Genomic DNA, 23,744 nt, shown 5'->3' with positions numbered 1-23,744 from the left:
GGCGGGGCCCGGCCCCGGTTTGTAGTACTTCTGGCCGGGCTCTGGAACTTGCGCCGCAACAGAAGCCTTTTCAAAAAGCGGCTGAATCCCTTCCGTCTTCGTATTTACCTTTCTTCCCATCCCCAAGCACTTCTTCCGATGCCTCGTCCTCTTCCCGGCAGTATGCTCATTTCCCAGCCTTTCTTAGGTGATCCTAACTTCGAGCGGACGGTGGTCTTGATGTGCCACTACTCGGAGGAAGAAGGCTCCTACGGTCTGGTGCTCAACCGGCCCTCCAACCTGCTGCTCGGCGACGTGCTGGAGCTGCCCGACGGCGACGCCTCGCCCGCGGCCAAGCTGCCGCTGGGCTTGGGCGGGCCCGTATATCCCGATACGCTCCATTACCTGCACCGCCGCGCCGACGTGCCCAACGCCATCAGCGTGGGCCAGGACGTGTACTGGGGCGGTGACTTCCAAGTGGTGCTGGGCCTGCTGCTGAGCGGCGAACTGGCCGCCGACGATATCCGCCTGTACGCGGGCTATTCGGGCTGGACAGCGGGCCAATTAGAGGAGGAAGTCAAGGAAAATGTTTGGATTGTCCACCCCAATGCTGCCGGGAAAGTATTTACTTTGGACAATGATGCCTTCTGGCAGGCCATTTTGCGGGAAAAGGGCGGCCGCTACCGGGTCCTGTCCAACTACCCGCTGGACCCCCGCCTAAACTAGCTTTTGCTTACTTCGCTGCCGGGCTACCTATTCTTTCCTGAGCCGGGCCTTTTCCTTTGACCTATGTTACCTGAAAACGAAAACACCGCCCCCAACAACTCCGACGCCAACTCGGAGTCGCCGATGAGCATCCTGGAGCGCCGCTTGGCGGAAATCCAGGCCAAGCAGAATCCGGCCGATGAAGCGGCTACCCCGCCCGTCCAAGCTCCTGCCGCTCCCAACGAGCCAGCCTCGGCGCCCGTAGCTTCCACCACGACCAATGAAATCACCGAGCGGCCCGCCCAGGGCACGCCGCCCGTAACTGATGCGCCCGGCGCTGGCACGGCCGAGCCCGCCGCGGCCGTTACCGAAGCCACCGCCGATACGGCCGCAACATTGCGCGCTGGCGAAGCCTCCGAGTCCCTGACCCGCGCCGAAAGTCATTACGGACACGATAATCCCGGCGTACAGTCGGCTGAAGCGGCCGCCGAAACGCCGAGTGCTGCGGGCCTGTCGCCCGAGGCTACCACTGCCGAAGCTAGTGCCCTGACTGATACAACTCCCGTTACGCCCGAAGCAGAAGCCGACAGCACCCAGCCCGAAGCCGTGCGCGAGCCAGTGATGGCCCTGGAAACGGCCGCTGATATTGAAACGGCAGACGCCCCCGTAGCCGCCCTGCCAACTTCCAATAATGAGTCGGCTGCTGAGGCGGCCGAAGCGGCGGAAGCCGCCGACACGGCCCACAGCGCGGGCACGGAGGAAGAAGAAGAGTACGTGCCCGAAATTCCGGTGCCCGACTTTACCACCCTGGATTTGCCCGCCCAGGCGGCTCATCTGCTCACGTTGCTGCGCCGCCCCGATGCCCGCCAGAACCGTAAGCAGATATTTGACTTATACCGCCAGTACGAAACCAGCATCAACGCCGACCGCACAGCCGCTCGGCAGCGCTTCACCGAAGGTGGGGCTGAGGCCGATGACTTTGCTTATACCGGCCCCGAAGGCCACGCCGAGCTGACCCGTGCCTTACAGGAATTTCGCGACAGCCGGGCCAAGGATGCCCGCGCCGAGGACGAGCAGCGGGCCAAAAACCTAGCGCACAAGCAGTACCTGTTGTCACAGCTGCGGCAGCTGGTGGAGTCGGCCGAAACCAAGGACAGCTCGGTGCGCATCAAAGCCCTGCAGAACGATTGGAAAGCTACCGGTGCCGTACCGCAGAAGGAGGCCCAGGAAATCTGGAACAGCTACCACGCCCTGCTTGACATCTATTACAACAACCGCGGCCTGTTCTTCGAAATGAAGGAGCTGGACCGCCGCCGCAACCTCGAAGCCAAAGAAGCCCTGATTCAGCGCGCCGAGGCCCTATCCCAGCAGTCGAGCATCAATAAGGCTTTGCAAGAGCTGCGTCAGCTGCATGAGGAGTGGAAGCACATCGGCCCCGTGGCCAACGAGCAGCGCGACGCCATCTGGAACCGTTTCCTGCAGGCTTCGGAGAAGGTGCACGACCGCAAAAAGGAATTCCTGAACGTGCGCTCGACCCAGGAAAATGCCAATCTGACCCGTAAAACGGCTTTGCTGGACCAGATCAAGCCCTTCGCCGAGTTCCAAACGGAGCGGGTAAATGAGTGGCGCGCCAAAACCGATGAGCTGCAAAAGCTGAAAGAGGAGTGGGATGCCGCTGGCCTCGTGCCCCGCGACAAAGCCGAGCAGCTCAACAAACAGTTTTGGTCGGCCTACAAAGGGTTCTTCCAGCGCAAGAATCAATTCTTTAAGTCGCTTGATGAGGAGAAGAACGCCAACCTGCAGCGCAAGCTTGATCTGTGCAACCAAGCCGAAGCCGCCTTGCAAAACCCTAACTGGGAAGAAGGCCGCGAAATTGTGATTCGCTTGCAGAAGGAATGGAAGCTTATTGGCCGCGTGCCGGAGAAGCAGTCGGATAAAGTTTGGAACCGCTTCCGCACGGCCTGCGACGCCTTCTTCGAGCGCAAAAACGAAGAAGCCAAGCAGCGCGTGCAGCAGGCTCAGCAGGTGTCGCAGGAGCAGGCTACCCACCTCGACCGGGTTGCCGAGGCCGTAACGGCCCTGTCGGTAGACACGCCCGGCACGCTGGAAGGCTTCCGTCAGCACGTGGAAGAGTGGCGCAACTTTGATGGCGCTTCGGGCGGCCCGCGCGGCTCTGCTGAGCGGGCTGAGGAAAAATTCCAGTCATTGATGGGCAAGTATCTGGACCACGTACCGGGCCTGTCTTACGCCGAGCGCGCCGACTTGCTGTTTCAGCTGCAAGTGGAGCGCCTCAAATCCAGCCCCGATTCCCAGCAGGCCCTTTACCGCAAGGAACAGGCTCTGCGCCGCGAAATCAATGAGCTGGAAAACGACATCGCCACGTTACAGACTAACCTTGAGTTCTTTGCGCGCTCTAAAAACGCCAGCCAGCTGCGCGAGGAGTACCAGGGTCGCATCGACGAGGCGAAGGGGCGAATCGACGGACTCAAAAAACAATTGAAAATTATCCGCTCCTAGTTTGGGAATTTGGTGCGAAGCACTAGTTTTGCACCACAATTCGCCTCCATAGCTCAGCTGGTAGAGCAACTGACTTGTAATCAGTAGGTCGCTGGTTCGATCCCGGCTGGGGGCTCTTTTATTCAATCCCGGAAGACCCGGAAGTTCGCAAATCTGTTCACAGAAGCGAATTTCCGGGTTTTTTGCGTTTAGGCCAATCCCGTATTCAAGCCCGCTTACGCCCCTATTCACGCCCCACTATTTATGACGATTCAATTTCATCATCGGACGGAAAACACGGATGCGGCCGGGTGTTCCGTCGTGTACCTGATTGCCCACTTCAACCAGCAGCGGTTGCGGATGAGCACCAACGAAAAATGTTTGCCTTCACAGTGGGATGCGAAGCGGCAGCAGTTCCGGCGCTCGTACCCAGGCTTCCAAGAGGCAAACGAACTACTGGCGTCGTTGTCGGCGCGCGTGGTAGAGGCGCACCGTAAGCAGCGGGCAGAGGGACTGACACCGACGCCGACCAGCTTGAAGGCTGCATTGGGTCCCGCGCCTATGCCGGTGGTGCTGGAGCAGAATGTGGTGCTGCTGATGAATGAATTTCGCGCGGTGCTGCGGGGCCGCGGCTACATGCGGGAGACGCTGCGGCATTATTTGGTGTCGAATAACTGGCTGCGGGACTTTGCTGAGCATCGCGGGCGGAAGCTGCAGGCGGAGGCCTACACGCTGCAGGACCACGACGCGCTGCTGCATTATTTGACGCTGACGCGCAAGCTGGCGCCAAACTCGGTATACACGCTAGTGAAGAACCTGAAGGCGCTCCTGAAGGATCTGCGCGATGAACGGGGATATAAGCTCAGTGTGGATGTGCGGCAGATAAAGGCAACCTACGCGGAGGTGGATAAAGTATACCTGACGGCGGCCGAGCTGACCCAGCTGCAAACGGCGGTGCTGCCGGCCAATCTGGTGCCGGTTCGGGACGTGTTTCTGTTCTGCTACACGGGTCTGCGCTACTCGGACGTGTACGACCTGCACGGCGGCAACGTGTCGGGGTGGGACGGGGGGCATGTACTACGCCTGACGCAGAGTAAGACGCGGCGGCCGGTGAGCATCTACTTGACGGAGGCGGCGCGGGGCATTTTGGACAAGTATGCGGGGGAGCGGGCCAAGTTGCTGCCGGTGTACCAGAACCAGGTAATGAACCGCTACCTGAAGCGTATTTGTCGTCTGGGCGGGGTGTCGTCGGCGGTGGAAGTGGTCGAGGTGCGGGCCGGGCGGGTGGAAAAGCGGATGGAGGCCAAGCACGAGCTGGTGACGATGCACACGGCGCGGCACACGTTTGCTACCCAAAGCCTGCTACGGGGGATGCCAGTGGAGGTGCTGCAGAAGAGACTGGGGCACGCCAGCATCAAAACGACGCTGATCTACGCTAAGATTGTAGAGGACTTCCAGCACCAGACGATGCGGCGCATTTGGGAAGGCGGTCAGTATGACAACGACGCCGGGGCGTCGAGCACGATTTGCGCAGTGGAGCCAGCGGCCTGAATGCGGCCTCTGACGGTAACGACCCGACCCACGAGCTGGGCCGGGTCTTTTTTAGTCGGCTGGTGACGTCGGCAAACATGACCACTTCCAGGGGACAGTCGGGGAAGGGCTTGCTGAGGTGCAGGAAGGTTGGGGCGCCGTTGGCGTGGTGGGCGGTGTGGGCCCGGACTACTTTGCCGGTCACGGCGGCGTAACGGCCGATGTACCGCGGGGCCTAGTCGGCTGATACCTTCAGCGGCGGGGTCGTCGAGCAGAGCAGGAGGGCGGCAGGTAGGAAATAGCGGACCAGGACGTGAGGCATGGACCAAATATAACAAAGGCAGTGTAGGAGTTATTTGCATTTAAATAGATATTATATTCTATTTTGATGCAAAGTATTTCCATATTTGTGATATGAACCGTTTCCTACTGCTGCTACTCGCTGCCTGGGCTACCCACTCGGAGGCCCAAACGGTGCGGGCGGCACAGGTGCTACAGGCCCGAAATCCTGCTGGGGCGTCCGAGGTGCTGAAGCCAATGGCAGGTTGGCAGCTGGTGCGGGTAGTGGAAGTAGTCGACGCTGACACCTACGATGTGGAGGCTTGGGTGGGCCGGGCCTGGGTGCGGCTGTTGGGGGCGGATGCCCCAGAGCTGGGCCAGCCGTATGGGCGCCAGGCTACGGAAACAAGTAAGAGCCTTGGTATTGCGCCGCTACGTACGGGTGCGGGCCCAGGGGGCGGACGCCTACGGGCGGACCCTGGCGGCGGTACGGCTACGGCCGGCAGCCTTCAGCGGGCAGGCTTCGGTAGCGCTGGATTCGCTGCTGGTGGTGAGCGGCTGGGCCTGGGCTTACGACCCGGAGCACGCGGTGGCAAAACGCAGGCGCGAGCAGGAACTGGCGCAGGCGGCCGGCCGTGGGCTATGGAAATGTAGCTTGGCGGCGCCGGTGCGGCCTGGGGTATGGCGGGCCTTTAACAGACAAGAAAAGAGTACGCACTGGGGTAGCTGCTCCTGGTGAGAATGCGCGCAAAACAGCAGCTGAAATCTTCTTTCACTCAACCTTTTTCTAATGTATGGCACGTATTCGTAGCATCCTCGGCGACATTGAAGGCAGCGCCGGCCAACTGACTTTTACGAAGGTCAACGGGCAAAACATCCTTCGGCAGAAAGTGGGCAGCAACACCAGCAACACGCCCGCGCAGCAGAACACTCGTTCGCGCTTCAAACTGCTCGCGGACCTGTACAAGAAACTGGCTCCGGCGCTGACCCTGGGCTTGAAGGCGCAGGGCGGCCAGTCGGCCTACAACCGCTTCGTGGGCCAAAACTTCTCGGCTACCAGCGCCGACGCGCAGAACGTGGCCAGTATCGACTACCTGCTGATGCAGCTTTCGGCTGGGTCAGTGGAGCCGTTGGATGACTTCGTAGCCTCGAAGGGGCCAATGGGCAGCGACACCATTACGGCTACCTGGGCGGACAACAGCAACGGGGCTGGTGCGCTGGCTGCTGATACGGTGACAGTGGTTGTCATCAACAAGCTAACCGGCCTGATCGTGACGGACGCCGAGGGCGCCGTGCGGTCGGATGGGACGCTGAGTGTGACGAATGCCCGCTTCGCGGGTGTAGCGTCTGCTAATCTGGTGGCCTATGGCTTTGCTCGTCGTTTCGATGGGAGTGATGCCAGCAGCACAGCGGTGGAGCAGGTGTCGTAAACTGACCGCCCTGCAAACGGAAAGCCCCGGCCGGATGGCTTATACTTTCCCAAAATTCCTGAAGCGTTCCGGTAATAAAGCCGGAACGCTTTTTTTTGTATTGTTAGTGGTGTCTCAAAACAGAAACTATAGCACGTTAAGCAGTACCCGCCACTCTTTTAGTGAAACCACCGTTTCGCTGAACGTTCGTTGAGAGAACTACTTATTCCCCAGACACTCTACGGGTAGGTAATAATACCGCCTGTATTCTGATCCAAAACTAGAATTTTCTTAGTCGTGCGGTTAGCCAAGTACCCGTACTCTTCCGAAAAGGGTTTCTTCTCGACAATAACGTCCCAGACCAGATAACCAGGATTGTACCTGATCGGAACATGTTCAAAGGTGATGACGTGGTTCCGGGAAGAAAACGAGATAGTAAAGCGTTTAGTGAGCAAGCGAGCCGGGATGATGAACACGCTATTGTTGCGCTGCTCCAAGGTAACTACTTCGTCTTTTGACATGAAGACGATTTTATCAACGGTCTGAGGCTTGCCGTATCGGGACAGGTGGACTGTGATGGCGGGGTCACCGGCAAGCGTTTGAAGCAGGGCGTTGACGCAAAGAAACAGAAGCATATGTATTAGGCGGTTACGAGTCGCAAGTACAGTGTTTTCCTCCTTCAATTGAACAGCGCTTGTTTACCTTGCCTAGCGGTGCTGGGCGCCACGGCTTGTCACCCCCAGGAAGAGGCCGAAGTCATGGACAATCCCACTCAGCACGCCGGGGTAGCCGAGGCTTATTACGCACTGCTCTCCAGTCATTGTGATGGCGCTGAAATCGCGGCGGACGGGCCGCCAGTACGCCATTCGCTGGCCCCCAAAGGCACCATGCGTTTCGGACAGCGTACCCGCTTCATCAGCGGAATGAATCCACTGCTCACTCAGCATTACGTCCGACTGTTTCTGCAGAAGCAGCACTTGAACACGACCGTGGTAGGGCTGGACCACCTCGTCCCCCAGGTCCCGGCCGAGGGGCCTCCACGCGCATTTTCGGTCTGCCGAGGCCGGGCAGTGCTGTTTACCAATGCTGACACAACCAGGCCCACCATCAATGATTTTCTGACGGTGTCCAAGCCCTTGGCGTTGCGCTCCGGTCAGCAGCTGGTATACTACGAAATGGGCCGCGAACGTCGAATGATGATGGCGGGCGTGGTGCTATTGGTCGTGGAGCCCACGGGCCGACGGCGTTTGGTGGCCGAGTCGCTGCTGTGGATTAACTAGCTACCCCTAAACCCTCGTTTCGCTAGAACCTCCGTTTGCGTGAACGAGAGTTCGTCGAGTTTCAGTAGGTTCACTACCTTGAAGCTTCTCCATCCCGACTGACGCAGCATGCATATGGAACAAGGCGATTTGGTACAGAAGGCGAAAGCCGGCGAATTCGATGTTATCGTGCACTGCTGCAACTGCTTTTGCACGATGGGCGCCGGCATTGCCAAAACCATCAAACAGGTCTTTCCTGCCGCCTATGAAGCGGATGCAGCCACCGTTGCCGGCGATACAACCAAGCTGGGACACTACACCGTGGCCACCGTTGAGGCCGGGGGCAAGCCCTTAGCCATTGTAAACGCCTACACCCAATACCAGTGGAAGGGGCCGGGTCGCAAAGCTGACAACGAGTCCCTGCGTCAGGTGTTTCGGCGCGTGAAACAGGAATACGCGGGCCAACGCATCGGTTATCCCGCCATTGGGGCAGGGTTGGCTGGGGGCGAGTGGTCAGTGATTGCAGCGATTATCGAGGAAGAGTTAGCGGGCGAGGACCACGTTTTTGTGGAATGGCAGAAGTGAGCAGGCTTTTATTTCGACCGTTTGGCTAAACGATATAAGCGGCCAAATTTGAGCGTGCATATAGTTTCGTGTTACCCATTTTTCCCTTTTGCAGCGCCCACTGGCCCCCTTACACCCCCATGGAAATCAGCAGCATTGACCAAGAAGTAACAGATTTTGACTGGTACGCAGTGGATACCTCTGGTTGCGTCATCCAGTTTGCTTCCGGTGGCGGCCCGCTACCTGGCTCCGTGGCCGCATCGATTGAAGCGCTCACGCAGTTGCACGACTATTTTCTTTCTCTATCCACTGAAACAACCACGGCCCGCCTTAACCCCCATTTGGCCCAGGTAGTGAGGAATATAGTGGGGAAAGATGAGGACGCTTATCGTCGCTACGCGCACAGTTTCCTAAATTATGGCAAGCGGGGGCTCTTTGCCTTTGACAAAACGGACCTAGCTCACGCAGAAAACCGATACCATTTGGTTGCTTATCCAGAAACACCTCTATATGCTGGCGGCACTGCCACCGGATATAAGCGCGTTGATTTCCCGTACCTGTGTGCCGTTTGCCATTTCAGGGGCGGAGACAGTGGATGCCGATAATATCCAGTAACATAAATACGGTTAGTGCATTCGCCAAAATCCTCCTTTTGGTAGAACGACCGTTTCACTGAACGCAACTCAATTCCTTGTGGTCCCGCTGGTGCACTCTACGTCTTCCTAGCGCGCCCAACCGATTTGGAGCCGTGCAGCGACCACCCCGGCCGAAACCCAGCCCAGACGAATCAGTAGGACCCACCTCCCACATCATGACCCTACTCTTGAGTTGCCTGCTGCTTTTCAATCTGCTGTGTTTTCTGCTCTTCGCCTGGGATAAACGCAACGCCCAACAGGGCCAGCGGCGCATTACCGAAAAAACGCTGCAGCAGGCAGCACTGCCTAGCACGATGCCAGGCACGTGGGCAGCGATATTGTTGCTGCACCATAAAAACCGCAAAGCCGCTTTCGGGGGCGTTACCCTGCTACTGACGCTGCTGCAAGGGGCGGTCCTCTATGTCACGTGGCCCTATGTTAAGACGCAGTTTTAAGGCTTCAGCTACAAGGGCCACAATGCTGGATAGCGCCGCGCTTGGGAACCCTAGCGCGGGGCTTTGTCAATGAGAAAAGCTTGGATGTGGTGGGCTACGACATCCGGGACCTCCCGGTGGGGAAAGTGCCCAACGCCCTCTAATACCAGCCGCTGATAGCCGGAGGTAAAGTATTGTTCCAGTCCTTCCGATTCCTGGGGCGCGTCGCAGGTGTCAGCGGCTCCCTGCAGCATGAGGGTAGGGGTGGTCAGGTACTCAATTGTGTGCAGGCGTTCTTGCAGCGCGGCGTAACGAGGGTCGGTAGCCTCGCCGGGCAGCCACCGGGAGCGGTAGGCATTTAGCGTAACTTCGGCCCAGTCAGGCGCGCTGAAAGGAGCCACCGTGGCTGAAAACTCCGCCTCGTCAAACCAGCCCGGCGGGCTCCAGGTGTCCCATTGGATGCGGGCAAAGCCCACCGGATCCTGACGCACGGCGGCAGCACCCGCCTCGGTACACATAAACCACTGGTACCAAAATAGCCGGGACTGGGCAAAATCGGGCAGGGTAAAGCGGCCCTGGGGCTGATACGCCAGCGCCAACGCCACGATGGACGTGACCCGCTCGGGAAACAGCGCGGCCAACGTATAGGCGGCACGGGCACCCCAATCGTGCCCCACGACGGCTACCTGCTGTATCTGCAAAGCGTCTAGCAGGTCAATTGCGTCCTGGGCCAGGGCAACGCCGGGTGCTACGCGGGGCATATCTTCGGACAGAAACCGGGTGGGCGCTGTACCCCGCAACGCCGGGATGATGGTGCGCCAACCGGCGGCCTGCAGGTGCTCAGCCACTGCCCGCCAGCCGCGGGGAGCATCGGGCCAGCCGTGGAGCAGCAGGACCGGCGGCCCGGTGGCGGGGCCTCCTTCCTCATAGTTCAGATCAAGCACTTCGGTGCGAATAGTAGGCATAAGCAGTTGAAATCGAACTGGTCTGATTCGGGTTACGTGAAATACGGCGAAGCGCCAGTGGGGCTTGCCTAGTGGCCCTACGCTATACGGAGCCGGGCGGCCTCAGCCAGGGAGGAAAAAGCCGCGCGGTGATACTTCTCGTGCATCTCCCGCCGATAAGCGGCGGGCCGGACTTGGGTGTTCTTCTTGAACTGCCGGGAGAAATAGGAGAAGTCCTGAAAGCCCAAATCTTCCGCAATCTGGCCAATGGGCGTGTCGCTGTGCACCAGCTGCTGCTTGGCTTCCAGCAGCCGCCGGTCGCGCAGAATGTCTCCCGCCGTTTTGCCCGTCATGTACTTACACACCTCGTTTACGCGGTGCACGGTCAGGGCTAGCTGCTCGGCGTAAAAGGAGAGGCTGTGCGGCGTCCGGAAATGCTGCTCGACCAGGGACCGAAAGCGCCGCACCAATAGCATGCTGGCCAAATCCTGCCGGCTGGAATACGGGCAGGTAATCAGGCGCTGAATCCGGTTGAGCAGGATAAAGAGCAGATGGCCCAACAGCGCGGCCGATTTTTCCGGTCGGCCGGCTTCCTCTTTGAGCAGCGCCAATACGGGCTCCAGTTCATGAAGGGCTTCCTCATCCATCTTAAGCACGGCACTCGTGGCGCTATTAGCCAGAAAGGCAAGCCGCAGTACCACGTCCTGCTGACTGACGTACTGCAGCAAAAAAATTTCCGTGAAAGCAATGCTGTAGCCCTTCACCCCGGTGGTTTGACTTAGCAGGTGCAGCTGGCCCGGGCCCACAAAAAACAGCGTCTGTGGCTCGATGGTAGTTTCGTGGTAGTCGACGACGTTGGTTGCCGAGCCTTCGGTGAGCCACAGAATTTCGTAAAAACTGCGCCGGTGAGGCCATTGGTAGGAAGCCGGGCGCTGCAGCTGCTCAACCCGCTCGATGAGTACCTGCCCGGGCAAGGCATTATCGGATGGAAAATCGTGGAGGTGATAGGTAGGAAACATGAGCTGGGGTAAGCATCAGCCGTGCGCTACAGCTGCCAAGTGCCCGTTAGAGAAGGATAAAAGTAAACGCAGATTCGACAACAAACAGGCAGACGCCTAGTAGCTACGAAGCCCACCGGAGCAGTTTCTTATCCGTTTACTGGTTGACCATCAGTCATTCCGTAGCGGGTGCCGCCTTCCTGAAGGGTTAAGCTTCACCCTACTTATCTAGTTTTACGAAGGCAATAACCACGTACGTGAAGCAGGCAGGCAGAATCAGCCGGCCTCGCATGGCGGAATAGAGTAGCAGAAGGTGAGCGTGACCGGCTACACGAAAGAAACGCCGTAGCGGCCACAGATGGCCGCCACCTGAGCTACGTCGGGCGGATCGGCTGGCAATTGACTTAGTTCCTGGAACATATTCTCCAGGCCAGCGGGTGAAATGTGAATCAGCATCCGGACGGGCGTGTCGCCCACCACCCGGAAGCTGTGCGCCGTGCCCCGCGGGGCGTAGGCCAGCCCGCCGGCTTCTACGATGGACGAATCGGCGCCAATGACAAATTCTACCTGGCCTTCCAGCACCAGAAAGGTTTCGTCTTCCTGCGTGTGCAAGTGCAGGGGCAGGCCGGTGCCCGGCTTATTTACTTGTTCAGTCAGCGCAAATTGAGCGTTGGTGTCCTGGCCTGTAAGCTTCACCAGCACCTGGTCACCGAGCACGTTGAGCGGGGTGCCGGCAGCAGCGGGCACCAATTTGGGAATGGCAGTCATGGAAACCGAAAGGAAAAAAGGGAGTTTAGCTGCTCTAGTGGAGCAGTCATACAGACGACCAGCGATGCGCTCTACTAAGCGCCGCCCGCGGGTAGTATTCAAGAAAAACTGCGCTTACGTGCCGTTTCGCGACACGCAATGCGTGCGTTGCTACACCGTATGCAGCTGCTGGCGACTGAGCTTATCGACCAAGTGCAGGCCCATTTTGGGAGCCAGCCGGCGAATCAGGCCTAGTTGCCAAGCGTTGGCCCCGGGGGCGTAGTCGAGTTTACCGGCCTCGAGCTGCTTTACCAGCCCCAGGGCAAAGTCGGTGGGTAGCACCAAGGGCCCCGAGTTGCGCAGGTCCTGCGTCGTCATGCGGCTTTCCACGGGGGGCGGCATCACCTCCATTACCACAAACGGGTGATTTTTGAGCTGCACCCGCAGGCTCTGGGTAAACACGCTCAACCCCGTTTTGGACGCGGAATACAGCGGCAGAACGGGCACCGGCATGATGGCCGCTTCGCTCGTGACGTTGACAATATAGTTGGTGCGCTTCCGGTCTGCCTGCCGGACGAAGCGTTGCGTGAGGCAGATGGGGGCCGCCAAATTGATGCTCACGCGGTTGAAGATTTCGGCTGACGGCAGGGGCTGCTCCAGAATATCCCACATTTCCAGCACGGCTGCATTGTTGATCAGCGCGTCGAGCACGATGCCTTGGGCCTGTAGGCTGGCAAACAGCGCGTCGATGGCCGCCGGGTCAGCAACATCACACTGAAAAATCTCCAACTCGGGTGTCAGCTGCTGGGCTTCTTGCAGCTTGTCGAGCCGGCGGCCGATAATGATGACGTGGTTGCGCCGCTGAGCTAAGAGCTGGGCCAGGGCCAGCCCAATTCCGGTGCCACCCCCGGTAATAAGCACGGTTTTGTTTGTAAATTTCATTTTTGCAGTTTGTTAGGCAGTTGGTGCGGCCAGCGGCGCGAAGAATATATTATACTTTGGGGCCCACGCCAGGGTGCGCTGAAGCGCATCCATCTCCGGTGGGCCGGCCGGCAGCGGGTCGGAGGCGGTTACCGTACGGGCGGCCTCATCGAAATAGGCTTGGTGTAGCTGATTGGCCGTGCTTAGCAGCCGCGCCAGCACGCCACTGCGGTTGGCGAAGCTGCGAAAGGCATTCGGCGGTACAATCAGCGGGTCGCCTTGGGCGCACGTCACCCAATTCAACTGATCTTCCGTCAGGCGCATAAAATTCACCTGGCCTTCCAGGATGTAGAATACTTCCGAGGCATGCCGCGGCACGTCTTTGCCGCGCTCCTGGGGCAGTTCATGGATAGCAAAGGCATAGCCCGTATCAACGCCCTTGGCTTTCCAGGTAAAGTGGGAGTTGGCTATTTCGAAATGCTCGCTTTCGCCGCGCCCCACTGTGCGCACACCTTCAGCGGGTGGAATCAGCAGTAAATCACTCATGGCAAGAAACAAGAGAAAGGAAAAAGGAAATGGTGCAGACGAGCAAGGTGACTCGCCATGCGTCAGAATAGAAAGTTTAAGGAAGGGGTGAGGCTTCTAGCTACCGCCCGCCAGCCCCAGCAGGTGCCCCCGACGAGCTTTCTTGCCCCCATGGCCTATGGTTGCTAAGACACATACTGGCCGGCCTAACGGGTTCTGTCGCCCCCGCAGAGTAGCGGTGTCTTAGATAAGCTGCTTACCGCCGGCCACCGAATAGTCGCACCCTTCGACCGAATCAGCTGTATTGTTTAGCCGTCTAGTCGAGGCCTTTACCAAGCAGTTGAACAAGAATAAACTGTTAGGTTGGTAGAGCATTGCTGCACGTGACGTACAGGCTTTCCCCGCCAACTGCACACCTGCTAGCTACCTTCTTGGTAAACTGCTAGAGAGCCGGCAGGTACGATGCGGAACCTTGCGCCGGGCTAAGCAAGCAACGCTGAAGGGGCCTATACGCTTGCCAGGGTTCGGTTTTGCAACGATTGTTTCACTTGGTTGATGATGCAAAACTAGTAGATAGGTTTGCCCGGCTGTTAGTACAAATAATTCGCGTTTTGGCACTTTTCGTACATGAGTGTCCGCAAGGCGGTAAGCATACTAACAGCCGGACAATAGCTGCTTAAGTGACCGTTTCGCTGAACGATACTGGAGCAGGCACTACGCCAAGAACCGCTCCTCTTAGTAGTGAAGTAGGTAGTACTTTTCGTTAAGAAGCAGAGCGCCTGAGCGCCAGCGCCGGTATCTATTCCATTACTCGCGCTAAGTTTAGGTGCTGGCTGGTGTTGCCGCGCAAGTCGAATAGAGTATAGTCCCGGTAGGCAAACCGCCACTGACCTTCCACATACTCGAACCGGTCGTGGTAACGTCCACCGGCAATGACTTGCAAGGGCAGCTCGTCCGTGGCCTGGAAGACGGTGTACTGCGAACGGCTAGAAGCCGTGCCCGCCGCCTCGTCAATGTCAATAATCGGGTTGGTAACGATATGCTTGGTTTTGGGAGTCCCATCGGCATACAGAATGACCACTCGCTGCAGCAGCGCCAGGCAGGCCTCATAGCCTTGCAACTCGGGGGAGGTAACAAGCTTGAGTTGCGCGTGCTGAAACAGGCCGACCGCACCGGCTAGGTCGCCGCTGTCGATGAGTTCATTGTAGCGATAGAGTAAATTGGTGATTTCGAGGGCGCTGTTACGCGGCAGCAGGGATGTTGACATGGTGGAAAACGGTAGATTTGAGGTAGCAAAAGTACCGGCCACCAGCAAGTAAAAATGAGTACTATCCCGAAGTATAGTCCTGTCGTAGAGGATAGTAACCCGCAACTGACCCCTGTCGCCTCAGAAGCTGCAGCGGTTTTGGGGGAAATACTGCAGCCTGTGACGGATGCGCTGTACGTACTGCAGGGCAAATGGAAGCTGCCAATTTTACTGGCACTTGCCCCGGGTACCAAACGATTTGGAGAGCTGACTAAAGCGCTGCCCACCATCACCGACCGGATGCTGTCTAAGGAATTGAAAGAGCTGGAAGCTAATCTGTTGATAACCAGATCGGTTATTGAGGGTGTCCCGGTCAAAGTAGAGTATGCGCTGACTGACCACGGTATTTCTTTGCACGATGTAATCATCGAGTTGCAGAAATGGGGCCTCCGACACCGTAAAAAAGTGGGTCTGCAGTAGAGGCAAGCTCTCTTTTTACGTTCTTACAAGCAGTTCAAGCCTTAGCAACCTCAGATAGTCTGGGTCCCAAAGCCTCACTGATGAAGCTTCGGGGCCTGACATTATTGGTCGGACCGTTTCGTCAGTCAAGCTCCTGGTTAGGGGCTGATACGCCGTTTGGGAGACTTCGGCTTGGGTTCCGGCAATTCCTCTACCGTCAGGCGAGCGAATGTCGCCAACCACTGCCGATCTTCTAACTGCTCTTCAATCAGAAAGCTGGGTTTTGCGCCCGGGTACGGCGCCGCCTCGACTACGACTGGCCAGAAGGCGCGCCCGGCGGCGGTAGGCTTCATGTATAACCGATTGTCACAGACCAGGGCAAAGAGCTTGTCGCCCCAATACAGACCGTACTCCCCGAACATTTTCTTCGTGCTCACCTGCCCGGAGGCATTGAGTTGCTCGACGACGAAGTCGACAAATTGCGGGGTAGAGGCCATCGTACACAGGACTAGTTAAGCATGCGGATTCTTTGGATAGATCTTCGTTTCCCTGCCGCAAAGGTCGAAAAAAACGTTGTTGTCATGGCGGCATGTCTCGTCGTAGAGAGGCTATAGTAACCTCGTATAAACCGAACCCCTCCTTTTCCTGAACTGCGCCAATGCACGTTTACCCGCATGGCAAGTGGCTCTACGGACCAGATTGAGTTCATGAAACTGGTTCACTTTTCAAAGTTCATTTAAATCGGATTGTCGATGAGTTTCGTGAACTCCTACCGTTTCGGAAGATTTGGGCAAGGACAAGCCCGGATGGTCGGGGCTTTTTGTATTTCGGCGTAGTGGGCTGCATAGGAGCCAGCTAGAAGAAAGTAAGGAGGAACCTAGGAGCTTTGGTATTGGCTGCTTGGTGGCTGGTTATTGTATTTTCCTAATTCTGTGAAACGAACAGAATTAAACTATGGCCGAGCTGAGAAACAAGCACTCGAAACAGATTAGATTGCTTCGAACTTGTCCCCACCGATACATGCCTACTATTATTGTTGAGAATGACGTTTCAGAATGGAACTACGTCACCGGAGAGCATTACCATTTTCCTAAGAGGTATTTACAGGATTTGCTGCCAGGTACACCTATAATCTACTATAAAGGTGCCCAGAAAGAGGCCAGGTTTGCCGACTTTCGATTGAGCAAGGGGCCGTATTACTTTGGTGTTGGTGAGGTCGGTACAGTCATGCCAGACACAGAGAGTCTGAAGGGGGACTATTTCTGTGAAATACTCAACTTCAGAAGCTTTGATCGGTCTGTTCCTTCCCGGGCGCCTGATACAAACGAAACGTTTGAGGAAATTCCTCCGAGCCGAGTTACTAACTTCTGGCGTGATGGAGTGAGGCCCTGCACCCAGGAAGTATTCGACCGAATTATAGCAGCTAGCGGCTTAGTTATTCTGCCTGGGCAATCTGTCCCGGTTGCGCTGAATGATGATATACAGGGGGCCACTGGTGCCTATGAAACAATCGTCGAGGACGGTACGGGGCGGCGTGTTTATGGGACACGCTACGAGCGTAACCCCAGGTTACGTGCTCGTGCACTACAGATACACGGAGTGGTTTGTAAGGGCTGCGGATTTGACTATGAAGGGGTGTATGGTGCGCACGGCCGTGGTTACATTCATGTGCACCATTTGAACCCTATTTCTGGGACCCAAGGGGGTGTAGAGGTTAATCCTCGGACTGATATGACCGTTTTGTGTGCTAACTGCCACTCGATGGTTCACCGATACCCGGGCAGGATGCTAAGCCTGTCTGACTTAATAACCCTGATTACTGCGCACTAAGAGTAAGTATGGCATTTTTCACCTCAGAGGATATTTCGGAATCGTAGGATGAGTGAATTAAATACGCTACAATCATTGCTGAGCCAAGTAATGGTTATAGAGGCGCGTCACCGAAGCCAGGCGCAAGTAACTGGGGAGCAATTCAATATATTTCGAATTCTCGGACTTGAGTCAGCAGAAGTCAGGACACATTCTGCATTCTTAGCTGAACTACTAAGCCCAAGAGGAAGTCATGGGCAAAAAGAACTGTTTCTGAACCTGTTTGTGCAGCAGATTGGGCTGCCAGAGTTTGATACAGCAACCGCCACAATAGAAATTGAGAAACACATTGGCTTCATCAACGAAAGTAGCCTGGAGGGTGGTCGGATAGATATCTGTATTTTCCCGAAAGGTGGTTATCCTATCTTTATCGAAAACAAAATTTACACAGGAGACCAGAAGAATCAGCTCCTGCGCTATCACAATTACAACTCAGAGGCAAAACTTATCTATCTGACGCTGGATGGGTCGGAACCAGGGGAGTATACGACGGGCAGCAGCATCCCACCGGAAGCCGTGCAAGCCTTATCGTACGCAACGGGCATTATTTCCTGGCTTGAGGCTTGTCGGAAAGAGGCGGCCATGCAGCCGCTGGTGCGGGAAACTATCACCCAGTATATCAACTTGCTCAAGGGTTTAACGGGTCAGAGTACCAACAAGATGATGACAGACGAAGTCAAGAAGCTGATTTTGCAAAACAAGGATTCGGTAGCCAGTGCCCAAAATATCCGAAACGCCTTTAATCAAATCCGGAGCGAAGTGCAGACCGCTCTTTGTGAAGACCTGATCAACGGTTTTAGAATGCTAATCGACTTGCCGGCAGACCGTTTACTCTTCACTTATAAGGGCTACAACGTAAAATTCAAGTGGGATAAAGACGGGAGTTATGACTTTTATTATGGTTGTATCGTCTATGACCAAGATGGCAAAGGAGGTGTTTGCAAACGAGGTGAACTTGATGAATTGGCAGCTGATTTGCGGGCGATGAACAGCAATTTCAAGCGCACCACCTGGTGGTTAGGCTGGATTACCCCACCCGGCTTTACGAAAGTTGATAACTGTTCGGCTCAATTTCTATTCGAGTTATCAACCCCGGAAGGCCGACAAGAACTGGTGGCTAAAACAATGAAGGAGGCACAGAGCTACCTCAACCAGCTGCTTCAGAAATACGGGCAGCAACCTGCCGAGCTTTTGAAGTAACAGGTCTTATCATTTGCCTTAACACAATAGCCTGTGAATCCGATTCACAGGCTATTGTGTTGATTGACTATCTGGAATTCAAAAGCCATCGAATTACTTAGGCGACTACTAATGCATCCTGCTCGGCGTAGGCTCGTAAGAGGCGGCGGTACTTCTTGCGGCCCTGCTCCATCGAGGCGGTATCGGCGGAAAGCTCCACTAGCCAAATGTCATGCGGGGCTTTTTTCTGGACACCGATAAACAAGAAGCGGTCGGCCTGGAGCACGTCGGAGTAGAAAGCGGCCTGGCGGTCGTAGTCGTACTGTTCGATGGTGCTCACAAAGTGGGCGTAGTCGCGGCAGCTGGTGGTTTTAAAGTCGACCAGGACGCGGCGGCCCAGGCGGGGCGTCACCATTAGCAGGTCGGGGCGGATTTTGACGGTGAGGCCGGTTTCCTCGTGGGTGGCGGTGTGGGTCAGTTCGGCGGTGCCCCGGTAAAGTAGGTCGCGGCAGTAGCGTTGGCGGCGCACGGCGGCCAGGGTATCGAGCAACCGCAGTTGTGCCGGTGGTAACTCCTGCGGGGCGTGGTAGCGGTCGGGCTCCAGAACGGCCTCGTGAAAGGCGCTGCCGAAGATGAGGGCCTGGGTATTGCTGGTGCGGGTGAGGCCCAGCAGCTCGTTTTTGAGGTTGCTCAGGTCGGTATTGCTGACGAAGGGGAGGGCGCGGTGCTCGGGCTGCGTAAGGCCGGACCGGGCGGTAACGGAATGAAACATGGCGGACAGGGTTAAAATGTGACTTCGTTCGGGTCGTTCGGGTCGGCGGGGGTGTAGTGGTAGCGGCCATCGGCACCCAGTGCCCAGGTACCTTCGCCGTGGCGGCTTTTGGCGCTGTTGGCCCCGTAGGGCAGCACTTTGATGTTCCAGATATGGTAGCCGTGGTGGGCGTCTTTGCGGTCGATGCTGGCGGCATCGGCGGTGCGGCCGGTTTGGAGGTGGTAGCCCGTCCACTCGCACCACTGGCGGAAGTTGTCGAGGGTGATGGTCCACTCGTGGCCGCGCTGTTTGGCGCGCTGTTTCCGCATGGAATAGATGTAGCTCACCAGGTCGCGCGCCTTATGAGGCGTTAGCCGAGGCAAGCCAGAGCGAAGCGGAGGCTAAAAGGCCGCAGCAGACAGGTGATCGAAGCCAGACAGGTTCAGCGGCCGGGCGCGAAGCCCAGAAGGGTTACTCCATGCTTCAGGAACACAGTAGCCGCGTCGAGCCGCTGCAAGCCGCAGTAGCTGCTATATCGTCAGGAGTGCGTGGGAAACGGCCAGGGCGCCCGCATGGGAGCTGGCGATGCCAGGAGCGGGCGACCTTGCGAATTGGCGGCCTAGGCCGGTGTGGTGGGCAAGCGAAAGGATAGTTGGGTAGTGCAATTCGTGTAGTGGTGGTATTTGTATAATTATATTATGTTATCGAAATACAAAGCGAGGTGTAAATTTCCTTGTTTGCATTACAATGTAATACTGCATTGCTTAATAGCATTATAATAGAAATGAAAGCATTGGCTTTAACAGTTGCACAACAGCAGACGCAGGCTACCCGACTGCGTGATGTACGTGGGGATTTGGCAGCGGCTTATGGAGTAGCGTTGGGCCGGTGGATGGGTGACCCTGCATTGATGGCATTGGGCCTGCCGATTGTGACGCAAGGCCACCGGAGCCAGGCCGAACAAGCGGCGCTGTATGCTCAGGGGCGGCAGCCGTTGGCGGAAGTAAACCGGCTTCGCAAACTGGCGGGGCTGCAGGCCATTGGCGCACTAGAGGCCGGGCGTGAGGTTACCTGGGTGATGACCAGTCGACACACGGAACTGCCTAGTGGCCGCTGGATGTGGCGTTGCTGCAGGCGGATGGTTCGGTGACGTGGCCGGCGGATGGGCTGCTGAAATTTGCTCGGCTGGTGAAGGCGGCGAATCCGGTGGTTCGGTGGGGTGGGGATTGGGACGGGGACGGGCAGACTACTGACGAACGAAAGCCGGACCAGCCGCACTTTGAGGTGCCTGTGCTGGCCCAGAAAGGAGGGCCGGGCCGTGGCTGATTCAGTGTTGGAGCACTGGGGAGTGGTTACGTCGGTGGTGGGCGGTTTTGTGGCCGTGCTGCTGTATTTCGTGAAAAGCTGGCGGGACGTGGAGATGTTGAAAACGGAGTGTCAGACCCAGCAGCAACGGGCCGAGTCGCTGACGCTGAAGGTGGACGAGTACCATGTGGCAGCGGTGGCCCGGGAGGCCAAGCTCCGGGAGGAAGTCAAGCTGAACATCGAGCAGCTGCGCACCGAGGCTTTGCAGCAACGCTCGGAGCTACGCAAGGAAATGATGGACCTGGTAATGAAGCTGACGGAAACGCTGAGCGGCATCGACAAAACCCTGATGCTGGTGGATGAGCGCACGAAGGTGCTAACGGAGGCCAGCAAGGAGCAGCAGGAGCACAATAAATGGGCCGACCGGATACTGGCGCGCCTGGATAATAGCGGGCCGACGCTGGCCTGATTGTTCACTTAAACCCTGCTTACTGTTATGGAAACAAAGAAATTGAGTTTGCTGGACCGGGTGACGCTGCGCACGCCCCGGTTCTTTCGGAAGGTGCGCACAGTGTCGGCGGCTGTGGGGGCTGTGGGCGCCGTGCTGGTGGCTTCACCTGCATTGCTGCCGGCGGGGTTGGTGGCGCTGGGCGGGTACCTGGTGTTGGCGGGGAGTATCGGGGCTGCGGTGGCGTCGGTGGCAGTGGAGCCGGGGGCCCAGGAGTTGGTTGTTCAGGAGCGACGTGAACTGGGTGGGTCGTCGGGGGAGACGTTGTAGAGTCGTATTTAAGTAAGAGAGGTCTACTATTGGTACATCTACCAGTGGTAGACCTCTCTTATTGCTATGTGTTTTTAGCAACATCTGTCAAGCCATCATTATCATTACTGGCTTCAACTACTCCCACTGCTATACCCATATAAATTAAACGGCCGCTTTTTAGGCGGCCGTTCTTGTTGTTGATTTAAAGCCTCGTCAACTTTCTAAAATGTTGCTTCTGTTCTCCTGCAGGTAGAGCGATAACTGCTCACCCACATTTCCATCTTCGTTGGAAGGGTATAATTGGTGTAGCTTATCATCTATCTCCTGAAATGATGCAGCGGCCTTATCATCTTCAAGGACCAATTCTGCATCAAGATTGGTACTTGCTTCAAGCAAAGAAGCTATCTGCTTAGCCCCGACTCTAGTAAAGCTTTGGATTGTTTCGTCAGCAAATCTTCCTGAACTGTTTGTGAGAAACTGATGGACGCCTCCGTTGTAGAATTCCGTTTCAAAATTTGAAATAAAATATGCTGTTTGAACAGGCAGGCTCAAATCATTGATTTCTGATTCGCGTTTAAAAGCATACTCTACAACAAAATTGAGTAATTCATCGCCTTCTAAGCGTTCTATTTCAAAGTTCGTACTCATGAGTTTTTTATGGTTTAGGGCAAGAAAGGTATATTCTAGTAGTGAATTTGCCTTCATAAAGAAACTCGTTCAAAGATTGATAATACGATTCTCGCACAACCTTAGGGAGAGCGAGGCTTTGCGCCAGGCCCTGCGTGCGCCGCCTGCTGGGCTCAACGCGCACTCCGACCGGGCAGCTAGTACACGGCTGCCCGATTCAAAAACTTAGTCGCCAAACACGGCGCCGCAACTGCTATGACAAGGCCCTCGTCGAATCCTTTTGGGACCGCTTCAAAGCCGAGCTATTCGATGACGGCAACTTCTCTGGCCGAGGCTAAGCTTGCAATTGGCCACTACATCGCTTACTACATCGCCGAGCGGTGGCATTTTGTGCTTGGTTGCCTTGTCCCAAACCACTGCAAAACTTACCTTCAACAACGTCTCAAATCTGTCCGGCCTAGTTAGACCACCTCATGTAGTATAGACCTGTCTCGGGGTCTTCGTATTGACCTTGGTAGCGGAAAGGGCAGTCTTGAGGTCGGCCCCTGCCTTTACGAACTTGGCCGTAGCAATCGAGCCTAGCTTGCCTCTTTTTTTGGTCTTGAGTTTTGCTAACGGAGCAAACGACCCTTCTTCAAAAAGCCAAGTGGCCAAGTCTTGGGCCGCCCCGGCGCCGGGGCCCACTTCCAACTCGCTCCACTCGTGCAGCGGCTTGTCGCCGTCCCATACCCACTGCGTCACCTTGCCGCGGAAGCGCCGGTCAATTTGCTGCCATGATGGTCAACACGGTTGTAACTACTGCTCCTCAAGCCAGTCGTTATATCCGTTGGCAACTAGTCTGTCATAAACTGATTTGTTCGACTTTAACTTAGCATCCAAGCTGTGAACTTTGTACACATCGTTAAGTATCGCCACGTAATCCTCTTGGCCGATCAGCAAGCCGACAACTTGGGCTAATTGTCTATCAGACATTCCCTCGTACAAGTAGTGTATTAGGGCAAAGTACTCTTCTGGGGACACCCCGTCTGGAAACGCAGCCTTCAACATAATATAAGTTGAACGCAATTCGGGAGCAATTTTTTCTTCCATGTCTAGAGGCCGGTTAGAGGAACGGGAGGGTGTACAATAGCGTCAAACGTAACGCCTTGCGCTTCGGCACCTCTGAGGAATTTAGCGTCAACTGTTAGGGTTTTGATGCCTAGCTTATCAGCTGTACCAAATATTATTTTGTCGTTGGCACCAACTTTTTTAGTCACCGCAAGCGCACTGGATCGTGCCGATGCATCATCAGCAATCATCTGAGTTCTTCCTAGGAATCGACTCGCTCTAGCTTGCTCCTGAGGACCTGCGATTGTACTTATTACGCTCACAAACTCAGCATGGGCAGTTTGCGTCATAACCATCTGCTTACCCGCAACTTCTGCTTTGAGCAGATGTCGTACAGGCGAACCTTCTGACACAAAGGCGAAAGCTGAGCCAGTATCGATATTGATGTTTTCTAAAGCTGGACAGGTCGCTAACCCAAGTGGATCGGTCCATACCGCTGGGTCGTGAACGTAAGAGTACAAGCCGGATAGACCGCCGCCCAATCCAATGGGGTCTTGGCTGATATAGCTGCCGGCTTCCGGGTCATAGTAGCGGAAGCGGTTGTAGTAGAGGCCTGTTTCTGTGTCCTCGTACTGTCCTTGGTATAGGAAAGGGCAGTTCCCTGGCCCTGGCGCACTGCCGTAGGCTGTTATAGCATAACTCTTCTAAGTCACTGCTAGCTATCTGCTTTAAGCTAATAAGTTTCTGTTAATTAAAATCTCTTGGAGCCCTTCGCTGGCCCCAATTCCTCTAAGCTGATATTTAGCCGAGATTTTAACAATTCTTCTGCCATATCCAAGGTTGGTACAGTGTATAACTCGTCAACATCCCAACCTCTTTCCAGAAAAGCAATTTCACCCGGATACTCTATTTCCTGGATTGATATCAGGAATTTATTTTCTTGAAAAATTACTGCCACTGTTCCGCAAATGGTGTTAGGGGCTTTTTCAAGGGGAGTAAGCAGATAATCTTTTTTCTGCTCCTTTCCCCGAAGAAGAGCATTAACAACTATCTCTTTCCTAGAAGGCTTTTTCATA

27 protein-coding genes and 1 tRNA gene are annotated in these 23,744 nt (G+C 56.0%); 14 read left to right on the top strand and 14 right to left on the bottom strand.

Annotated elements, in window-relative coordinates:
- Window positions 1–162 precede the first annotated feature (162 nt).
- The 6 genes from MUN80_RS18605 (at window position 163) to MUN80_RS18580 (ending at window position 6,419) form a co-directional block, all read left to right on the top strand.
- The gene (locus tag MUN80_RS18605) at window positions 163–705 is read left to right on the top strand and encodes a YqgE/AlgH family protein (protein WP_244715112.1); all 543 of its coding nucleotides are present in this window, start codon (window positions 163–165) and stop codon (window positions 703–705) included.
- A gap of 63 nt (window positions 706–768) precedes the next feature.
- Window positions 769–3,201, top strand: a complete 2,433-nt coding sequence (locus MUN80_RS18600) for a DUF349 domain-containing protein (protein ID WP_244715111.1) — start codon at window positions 769–771, stop codon at window positions 3,199–3,201.
- A 42-nt stretch (window positions 3,202–3,243) separates the two neighbouring features.
- A tRNA-Thr gene (locus MUN80_RS18595) sits at window positions 3,244–3,316 on the top strand.
- A gap of 128 nt (window positions 3,317–3,444) precedes the next feature.
- The gene (locus tag MUN80_RS18590; RefSeq protein ID WP_244715109.1) at window positions 3,445–4,731 is read left to right on the top strand and encodes a site-specific integrase; all 1,287 of its coding nucleotides are present in this window, start codon (window positions 3,445–3,447) and stop codon (window positions 4,729–4,731) included.
- Between the two features lie 571 nt (window positions 4,732–5,302).
- Window positions 5,303–5,728 carry a thermonuclease family protein gene (locus MUN80_RS18585; RefSeq protein ID WP_311136245.1) on the top strand — a complete coding sequence of 142 codons (426 nt, stop codon included), beginning with the start codon at window positions 5,303–5,305 and terminating at the stop codon, window positions 5,726–5,728.
- A 55-nt stretch (window positions 5,729–5,783) separates the two neighbouring features.
- The gene (locus MUN80_RS18580) at window positions 5,784–6,419 is read left to right on the top strand and encodes a DUF6266 family protein (protein WP_244715105.1); all 636 of its coding nucleotides are present in this window, start codon (window positions 5,784–5,786) and stop codon (window positions 6,417–6,419) included.
- Between the two features lie 218 nt (window positions 6,420–6,637).
- On the opposite strand, the gene MUN80_RS18575 is transcribed toward MUN80_RS18580, so the two are convergent.
- Window positions 6,638–7,033, bottom strand: coding sequence for a hypothetical protein (locus MUN80_RS18575; RefSeq protein WP_244715103.1), 396 nt, complete (start codon window positions 7,031–7,033; stop codon window positions 6,638–6,640).
- Between the two features lie 288 nt (window positions 7,034–7,321).
- Between MUN80_RS18575 and MUN80_RS18570 the strand changes: the two genes are divergently transcribed.
- The 4 genes from MUN80_RS18570 to MUN80_RS18555 all read left to right on the top strand — a co-directional run bounded on the left by MUN80_RS18570 (window position 7,322) and on the right by MUN80_RS18555 (window position 9,311).
- A complete protein-coding gene (locus MUN80_RS18570; protein WP_244715101.1) occupies window positions 7,322–7,678 on the top strand; it encodes a hypothetical protein in 357 nt (118 codons plus the stop codon).
- A 114-nt stretch (window positions 7,679–7,792) separates the two neighbouring features.
- Complete coding sequence (locus MUN80_RS18565; protein ID WP_244715099.1) at window positions 7,793–8,242, top strand: macro domain-containing protein; 450 nt, start codon at window positions 7,793–7,795, stop codon at window positions 8,240–8,242.
- Between the two features lie 119 nt (window positions 8,243–8,361).
- Entirely contained in the window at window positions 8,362–8,826 is a 465-nt protein-coding gene (locus tag MUN80_RS18560) for a hypothetical protein (protein WP_244715097.1), read from the top strand.
- A 206-nt stretch (window positions 8,827–9,032) separates the two neighbouring features.
- Complete coding sequence (locus MUN80_RS18555; protein ID WP_244715095.1) at window positions 9,033–9,311, top strand: DUF1294 domain-containing protein; 279 nt, start codon at window positions 9,033–9,035, stop codon at window positions 9,309–9,311.
- Between the two features lie 50 nt (window positions 9,312–9,361).
- Here MUN80_RS18555 and MUN80_RS18550 read toward each other — a convergent pair whose 3' ends face one another.
- From MUN80_RS18550 to MUN80_RS18525, 6 genes are all read right to left on the bottom strand, one after another.
- On the bottom strand, window positions 9,362–10,255 hold the full coding sequence (locus tag MUN80_RS18550) for an alpha/beta fold hydrolase (protein ID WP_244715093.1): 894 nt from the start codon (window positions 10,253–10,255) through the stop codon (window positions 9,362–9,364).
- A 77-nt stretch (window positions 10,256–10,332) separates the two neighbouring features.
- The gene (locus MUN80_RS18545; RefSeq protein WP_244715091.1) at window positions 10,333–11,253 is read right to left on the bottom strand and encodes a helix-turn-helix domain-containing protein; all 921 of its coding nucleotides are present in this window, start codon (window positions 11,251–11,253) and stop codon (window positions 10,333–10,335) included.
- A 306-nt stretch (window positions 11,254–11,559) separates the two neighbouring features.
- Entirely contained in the window at window positions 11,560–12,000 is a 441-nt protein-coding gene (locus tag MUN80_RS18540; RefSeq protein ID WP_244715089.1) for a cupin domain-containing protein, read from the bottom strand.
- A 150-nt stretch (window positions 12,001–12,150) separates the two neighbouring features.
- On the bottom strand, window positions 12,151–12,921 hold the full coding sequence (locus MUN80_RS18535) for an SDR family NAD(P)-dependent oxidoreductase (protein WP_244715087.1): 771 nt from the start codon (window positions 12,919–12,921) through the stop codon (window positions 12,151–12,153).
- A gap of 12 nt (window positions 12,922–12,933) precedes the next feature.
- The gene (locus tag MUN80_RS18530) at window positions 12,934–13,446 is read right to left on the bottom strand and encodes a cupin domain-containing protein (protein WP_244715085.1); all 513 of its coding nucleotides are present in this window, start codon (window positions 13,444–13,446) and stop codon (window positions 12,934–12,936) included.
- Between the two features lie 778 nt (window positions 13,447–14,224).
- Entirely contained in the window at window positions 14,225–14,692 is a 468-nt protein-coding gene (locus MUN80_RS18525) for a nuclear transport factor 2 family protein (RefSeq protein ID WP_244715084.1), read from the bottom strand.
- Window positions 14,693–14,746: 54 nt separating this feature from the next.
- Between MUN80_RS18525 and MUN80_RS18520 the strand changes: the two genes are divergently transcribed.
- On the top strand, window positions 14,747–15,151 hold the full coding sequence (locus MUN80_RS18520; protein WP_244715082.1) for a winged helix-turn-helix transcriptional regulator: 405 nt from the start codon (window positions 14,747–14,749) through the stop codon (window positions 15,149–15,151).
- A 137-nt stretch (window positions 15,152–15,288) separates the two neighbouring features.
- Here the strand turns inward: MUN80_RS18520 and MUN80_RS18515 are convergent, their stop codons facing one another.
- Window positions 15,289–15,627, bottom strand: coding sequence for a TfoX/Sxy family protein (locus tag MUN80_RS18515; RefSeq protein ID WP_244715080.1), 339 nt, complete (start codon window positions 15,625–15,627; stop codon window positions 15,289–15,291).
- A 1,381-nt stretch (window positions 15,628–17,008) separates the two neighbouring features.
- On the opposite strand from MUN80_RS18515, the gene MUN80_RS18510 reads away from it, so the two are divergent.
- Window positions 17,009–18,199: a PDDEXK-like family protein gene (locus tag MUN80_RS18510; protein WP_244715078.1), complete on the top strand. Its 1,191-nt coding sequence runs from the start codon at window positions 17,009–17,011 to the stop codon at window positions 18,197–18,199.
- Window positions 18,200–18,296: 97 nt separating this feature from the next.
- Here the strand turns inward: MUN80_RS18510 and MUN80_RS18505 are convergent, their stop codons facing one another.
- A complete protein-coding gene (locus tag MUN80_RS18505) occupies window positions 18,297–18,950 on the bottom strand; it encodes a PD-(D/E)XK nuclease-like domain-containing protein (RefSeq protein WP_244715076.1) in 654 nt (217 codons plus the stop codon).
- A gap of 11 nt (window positions 18,951–18,961) precedes the next feature.
- Window positions 18,962–19,258: a hypothetical protein gene (locus tag MUN80_RS18500; protein WP_244715074.1), complete on the bottom strand. Its 297-nt coding sequence runs from the start codon at window positions 19,256–19,258 to the stop codon at window positions 18,962–18,964.
- 989 nt (window positions 19,259–20,247) lie between these two features.
- On the opposite strand from MUN80_RS18500, the gene MUN80_RS18495 reads away from it, so the two are divergent.
- Window positions 20,248–20,703: a hypothetical protein gene (locus MUN80_RS18495; protein ID WP_244715072.1), complete on the top strand. Its 456-nt coding sequence runs from the start codon at window positions 20,248–20,250 to the stop codon at window positions 20,701–20,703.
- 27 nt (window positions 20,704–20,730) lie between these two features.
- Window positions 20,731–21,012, top strand: coding sequence for a hypothetical protein (locus tag MUN80_RS26030; protein ID WP_262922019.1), 282 nt, complete (start codon window positions 20,731–20,733; stop codon window positions 21,010–21,012).
- A 195-nt stretch (window positions 21,013–21,207) separates the two neighbouring features.
- Here the strand turns inward: MUN80_RS26030 and MUN80_RS18485 are convergent, their stop codons facing one another.
- From MUN80_RS18485 to MUN80_RS18470, 4 genes are all read right to left on the bottom strand, one after another.
- Window positions 21,208–21,642, bottom strand: coding sequence for a DMP19 family protein (locus MUN80_RS18485; protein WP_244715070.1), 435 nt, complete (start codon window positions 21,640–21,642; stop codon window positions 21,208–21,210).
- A 774-nt stretch (window positions 21,643–22,416) separates the two neighbouring features.
- The gene (locus MUN80_RS18480) at window positions 22,417–22,710 is read right to left on the bottom strand and encodes a DUF3349 domain-containing protein (protein ID WP_244715068.1); all 294 of its coding nucleotides are present in this window, start codon (window positions 22,708–22,710) and stop codon (window positions 22,417–22,419) included.
- A gap of 2 nt (window positions 22,711–22,712) precedes the next feature.
- A complete protein-coding gene (locus tag MUN80_RS18475) occupies window positions 22,713–23,360 on the bottom strand; it encodes a DUF1308 domain-containing protein (protein ID WP_262922085.1) in 648 nt (215 codons plus the stop codon).
- A 59-nt stretch (window positions 23,361–23,419) separates the two neighbouring features.
- Window positions 23,420–23,743: a hypothetical protein gene (locus MUN80_RS18470; RefSeq protein ID WP_244715064.1), complete on the bottom strand. Its 324-nt coding sequence runs from the start codon at window positions 23,741–23,743 to the stop codon at window positions 23,420–23,422.
- Window position 23,744: the final 1 nt, after the last annotated feature.

It is taken from the genome of Hymenobacter cellulosivorans, from assembly GCF_022919135.1.
In the GTDB taxonomy this organism is placed as follows: Bacteria; Bacteroidota; Bacteroidia; order Cytophagales; family Hymenobacteraceae; genus Hymenobacter; species Hymenobacter cellulosivorans.
The sequence above is the reverse complement of the archived record's forward strand: the minus strand, read 5'-3'. Positions and strand labels throughout refer to the sequence as shown.

Bases quoted from the DNA above. Each gene is read 5' to 3' on its own strand.
- MUN80_RS18605 (WP_244715112.1), top strand. From the start codon at position 163: ATGCTCATTTCCCAGCCTTTCTTAGGTGATCCTAACTTCGAGCGGACG.
- MUN80_RS18600 (WP_244715111.1), top strand. From the start codon at position 769: ATGTTACCTGAAAACGAAAACACCGCCCCCAACAACTCCGACGCCAAC.
- MUN80_RS18590 (WP_244715109.1), top strand. From the start codon at position 3,445: ATGACGATTCAATTTCATCATCGGACGGAAAACACGGATGCGGCCGGG.
- MUN80_RS18585 (WP_311136245.1), top strand. From the start codon at position 5,303: ATGTGGAGGCTTGGGTGGGCCGGGCCTGGGTGCGGCTGTTGGGGGCGG.
- MUN80_RS18580 (WP_244715105.1), top strand. From the start codon at position 5,784: ATGGCACGTATTCGTAGCATCCTCGGCGACATTGAAGGCAGCGCCGGC.
- MUN80_RS18575 (WP_244715103.1), bottom strand. From the start codon at position 7,033: ATGCTTCTGTTTCTTTGCGTCAACGCCCTGCTTCAAACGCTTGCCGGT.
- MUN80_RS18570 (WP_244715101.1), top strand. From the start codon at position 7,322: ATGAATCCACTGCTCACTCAGCATTACGTCCGACTGTTTCTGCAGAAG.
- MUN80_RS18565 (WP_244715099.1), top strand. From the start codon at position 7,793: ATGGAACAAGGCGATTTGGTACAGAAGGCGAAAGCCGGCGAATTCGAT.
- MUN80_RS18560 (WP_244715097.1), top strand. From the start codon at position 8,362: ATGGAAATCAGCAGCATTGACCAAGAAGTAACAGATTTTGACTGGTAC.
- MUN80_RS18555 (WP_244715095.1), top strand. From the start codon at position 9,033: ATGACCCTACTCTTGAGTTGCCTGCTGCTTTTCAATCTGCTGTGTTTT.
- MUN80_RS18550 (WP_244715093.1), bottom strand. From the start codon at position 10,255: ATGCCTACTATTCGCACCGAAGTGCTTGATCTGAACTATGAGGAAGGA.
- MUN80_RS18545 (WP_244715091.1), bottom strand. From the start codon at position 11,253: ATGTTTCCTACCTATCACCTCCACGATTTTCCATCCGATAATGCCTTG.
- MUN80_RS18540 (WP_244715089.1), bottom strand. From the start codon at position 12,000: ATGACTGCCATTCCCAAATTGGTGCCCGCTGCTGCCGGCACCCCGCTC.
- MUN80_RS18535 (WP_244715087.1), bottom strand. From the start codon at position 12,921: ATGAAATTTACAAACAAAACCGTGCTTATTACCGGGGGTGGCACCGGA.
- MUN80_RS18530 (WP_244715085.1), bottom strand. From the start codon at position 13,446: ATGAGTGATTTACTGCTGATTCCACCCGCTGAAGGTGTGCGCACAGTG.
- MUN80_RS18525 (WP_244715084.1), bottom strand. From the start codon at position 14,692: ATGTCAACATCCCTGCTGCCGCGTAACAGCGCCCTCGAAATCACCAAT.
- MUN80_RS18520 (WP_244715082.1), top strand. From the start codon at position 14,747: ATGAGTACTATCCCGAAGTATAGTCCTGTCGTAGAGGATAGTAACCCG.
- MUN80_RS18515 (WP_244715080.1), bottom strand. From the start codon at position 15,627: ATGGCCTCTACCCCGCAATTTGTCGACTTCGTCGTCGAGCAACTCAAT.
- MUN80_RS18510 (WP_244715078.1), top strand. From the start codon at position 17,009: ATGAGTGAATTAAATACGCTACAATCATTGCTGAGCCAAGTAATGGTT.
- MUN80_RS18505 (WP_244715076.1), bottom strand. From the start codon at position 18,950: ATGTTTCATTCCGTTACCGCCCGGTCCGGCCTTACGCAGCCCGAGCAC.
- MUN80_RS18500 (WP_244715074.1), bottom strand. From the start codon at position 19,258: ATGCGGAAACAGCGCGCCAAACAGCGCGGCCACGAGTGGACCATCACC.
- MUN80_RS26030 (WP_262922019.1), top strand. From the start codon at position 20,731: ATGGAAACAAAGAAATTGAGTTTGCTGGACCGGGTGACGCTGCGCACG.
- MUN80_RS18485 (WP_244715070.1), bottom strand. From the start codon at position 21,642: ATGAGTACGAACTTTGAAATAGAACGCTTAGAAGGCGATGAATTACTC.
- MUN80_RS18480 (WP_244715068.1), bottom strand. From the start codon at position 22,710: ATGGAAGAAAAAATTGCTCCCGAATTGCGTTCAACTTATATTATGTTG.
- MUN80_RS18470 (WP_244715064.1), bottom strand. From the start codon at position 23,743: ATGAAAAAGCCTTCTAGGAAAGAGATAGTTGTTAATGCTCTTCTTCGG.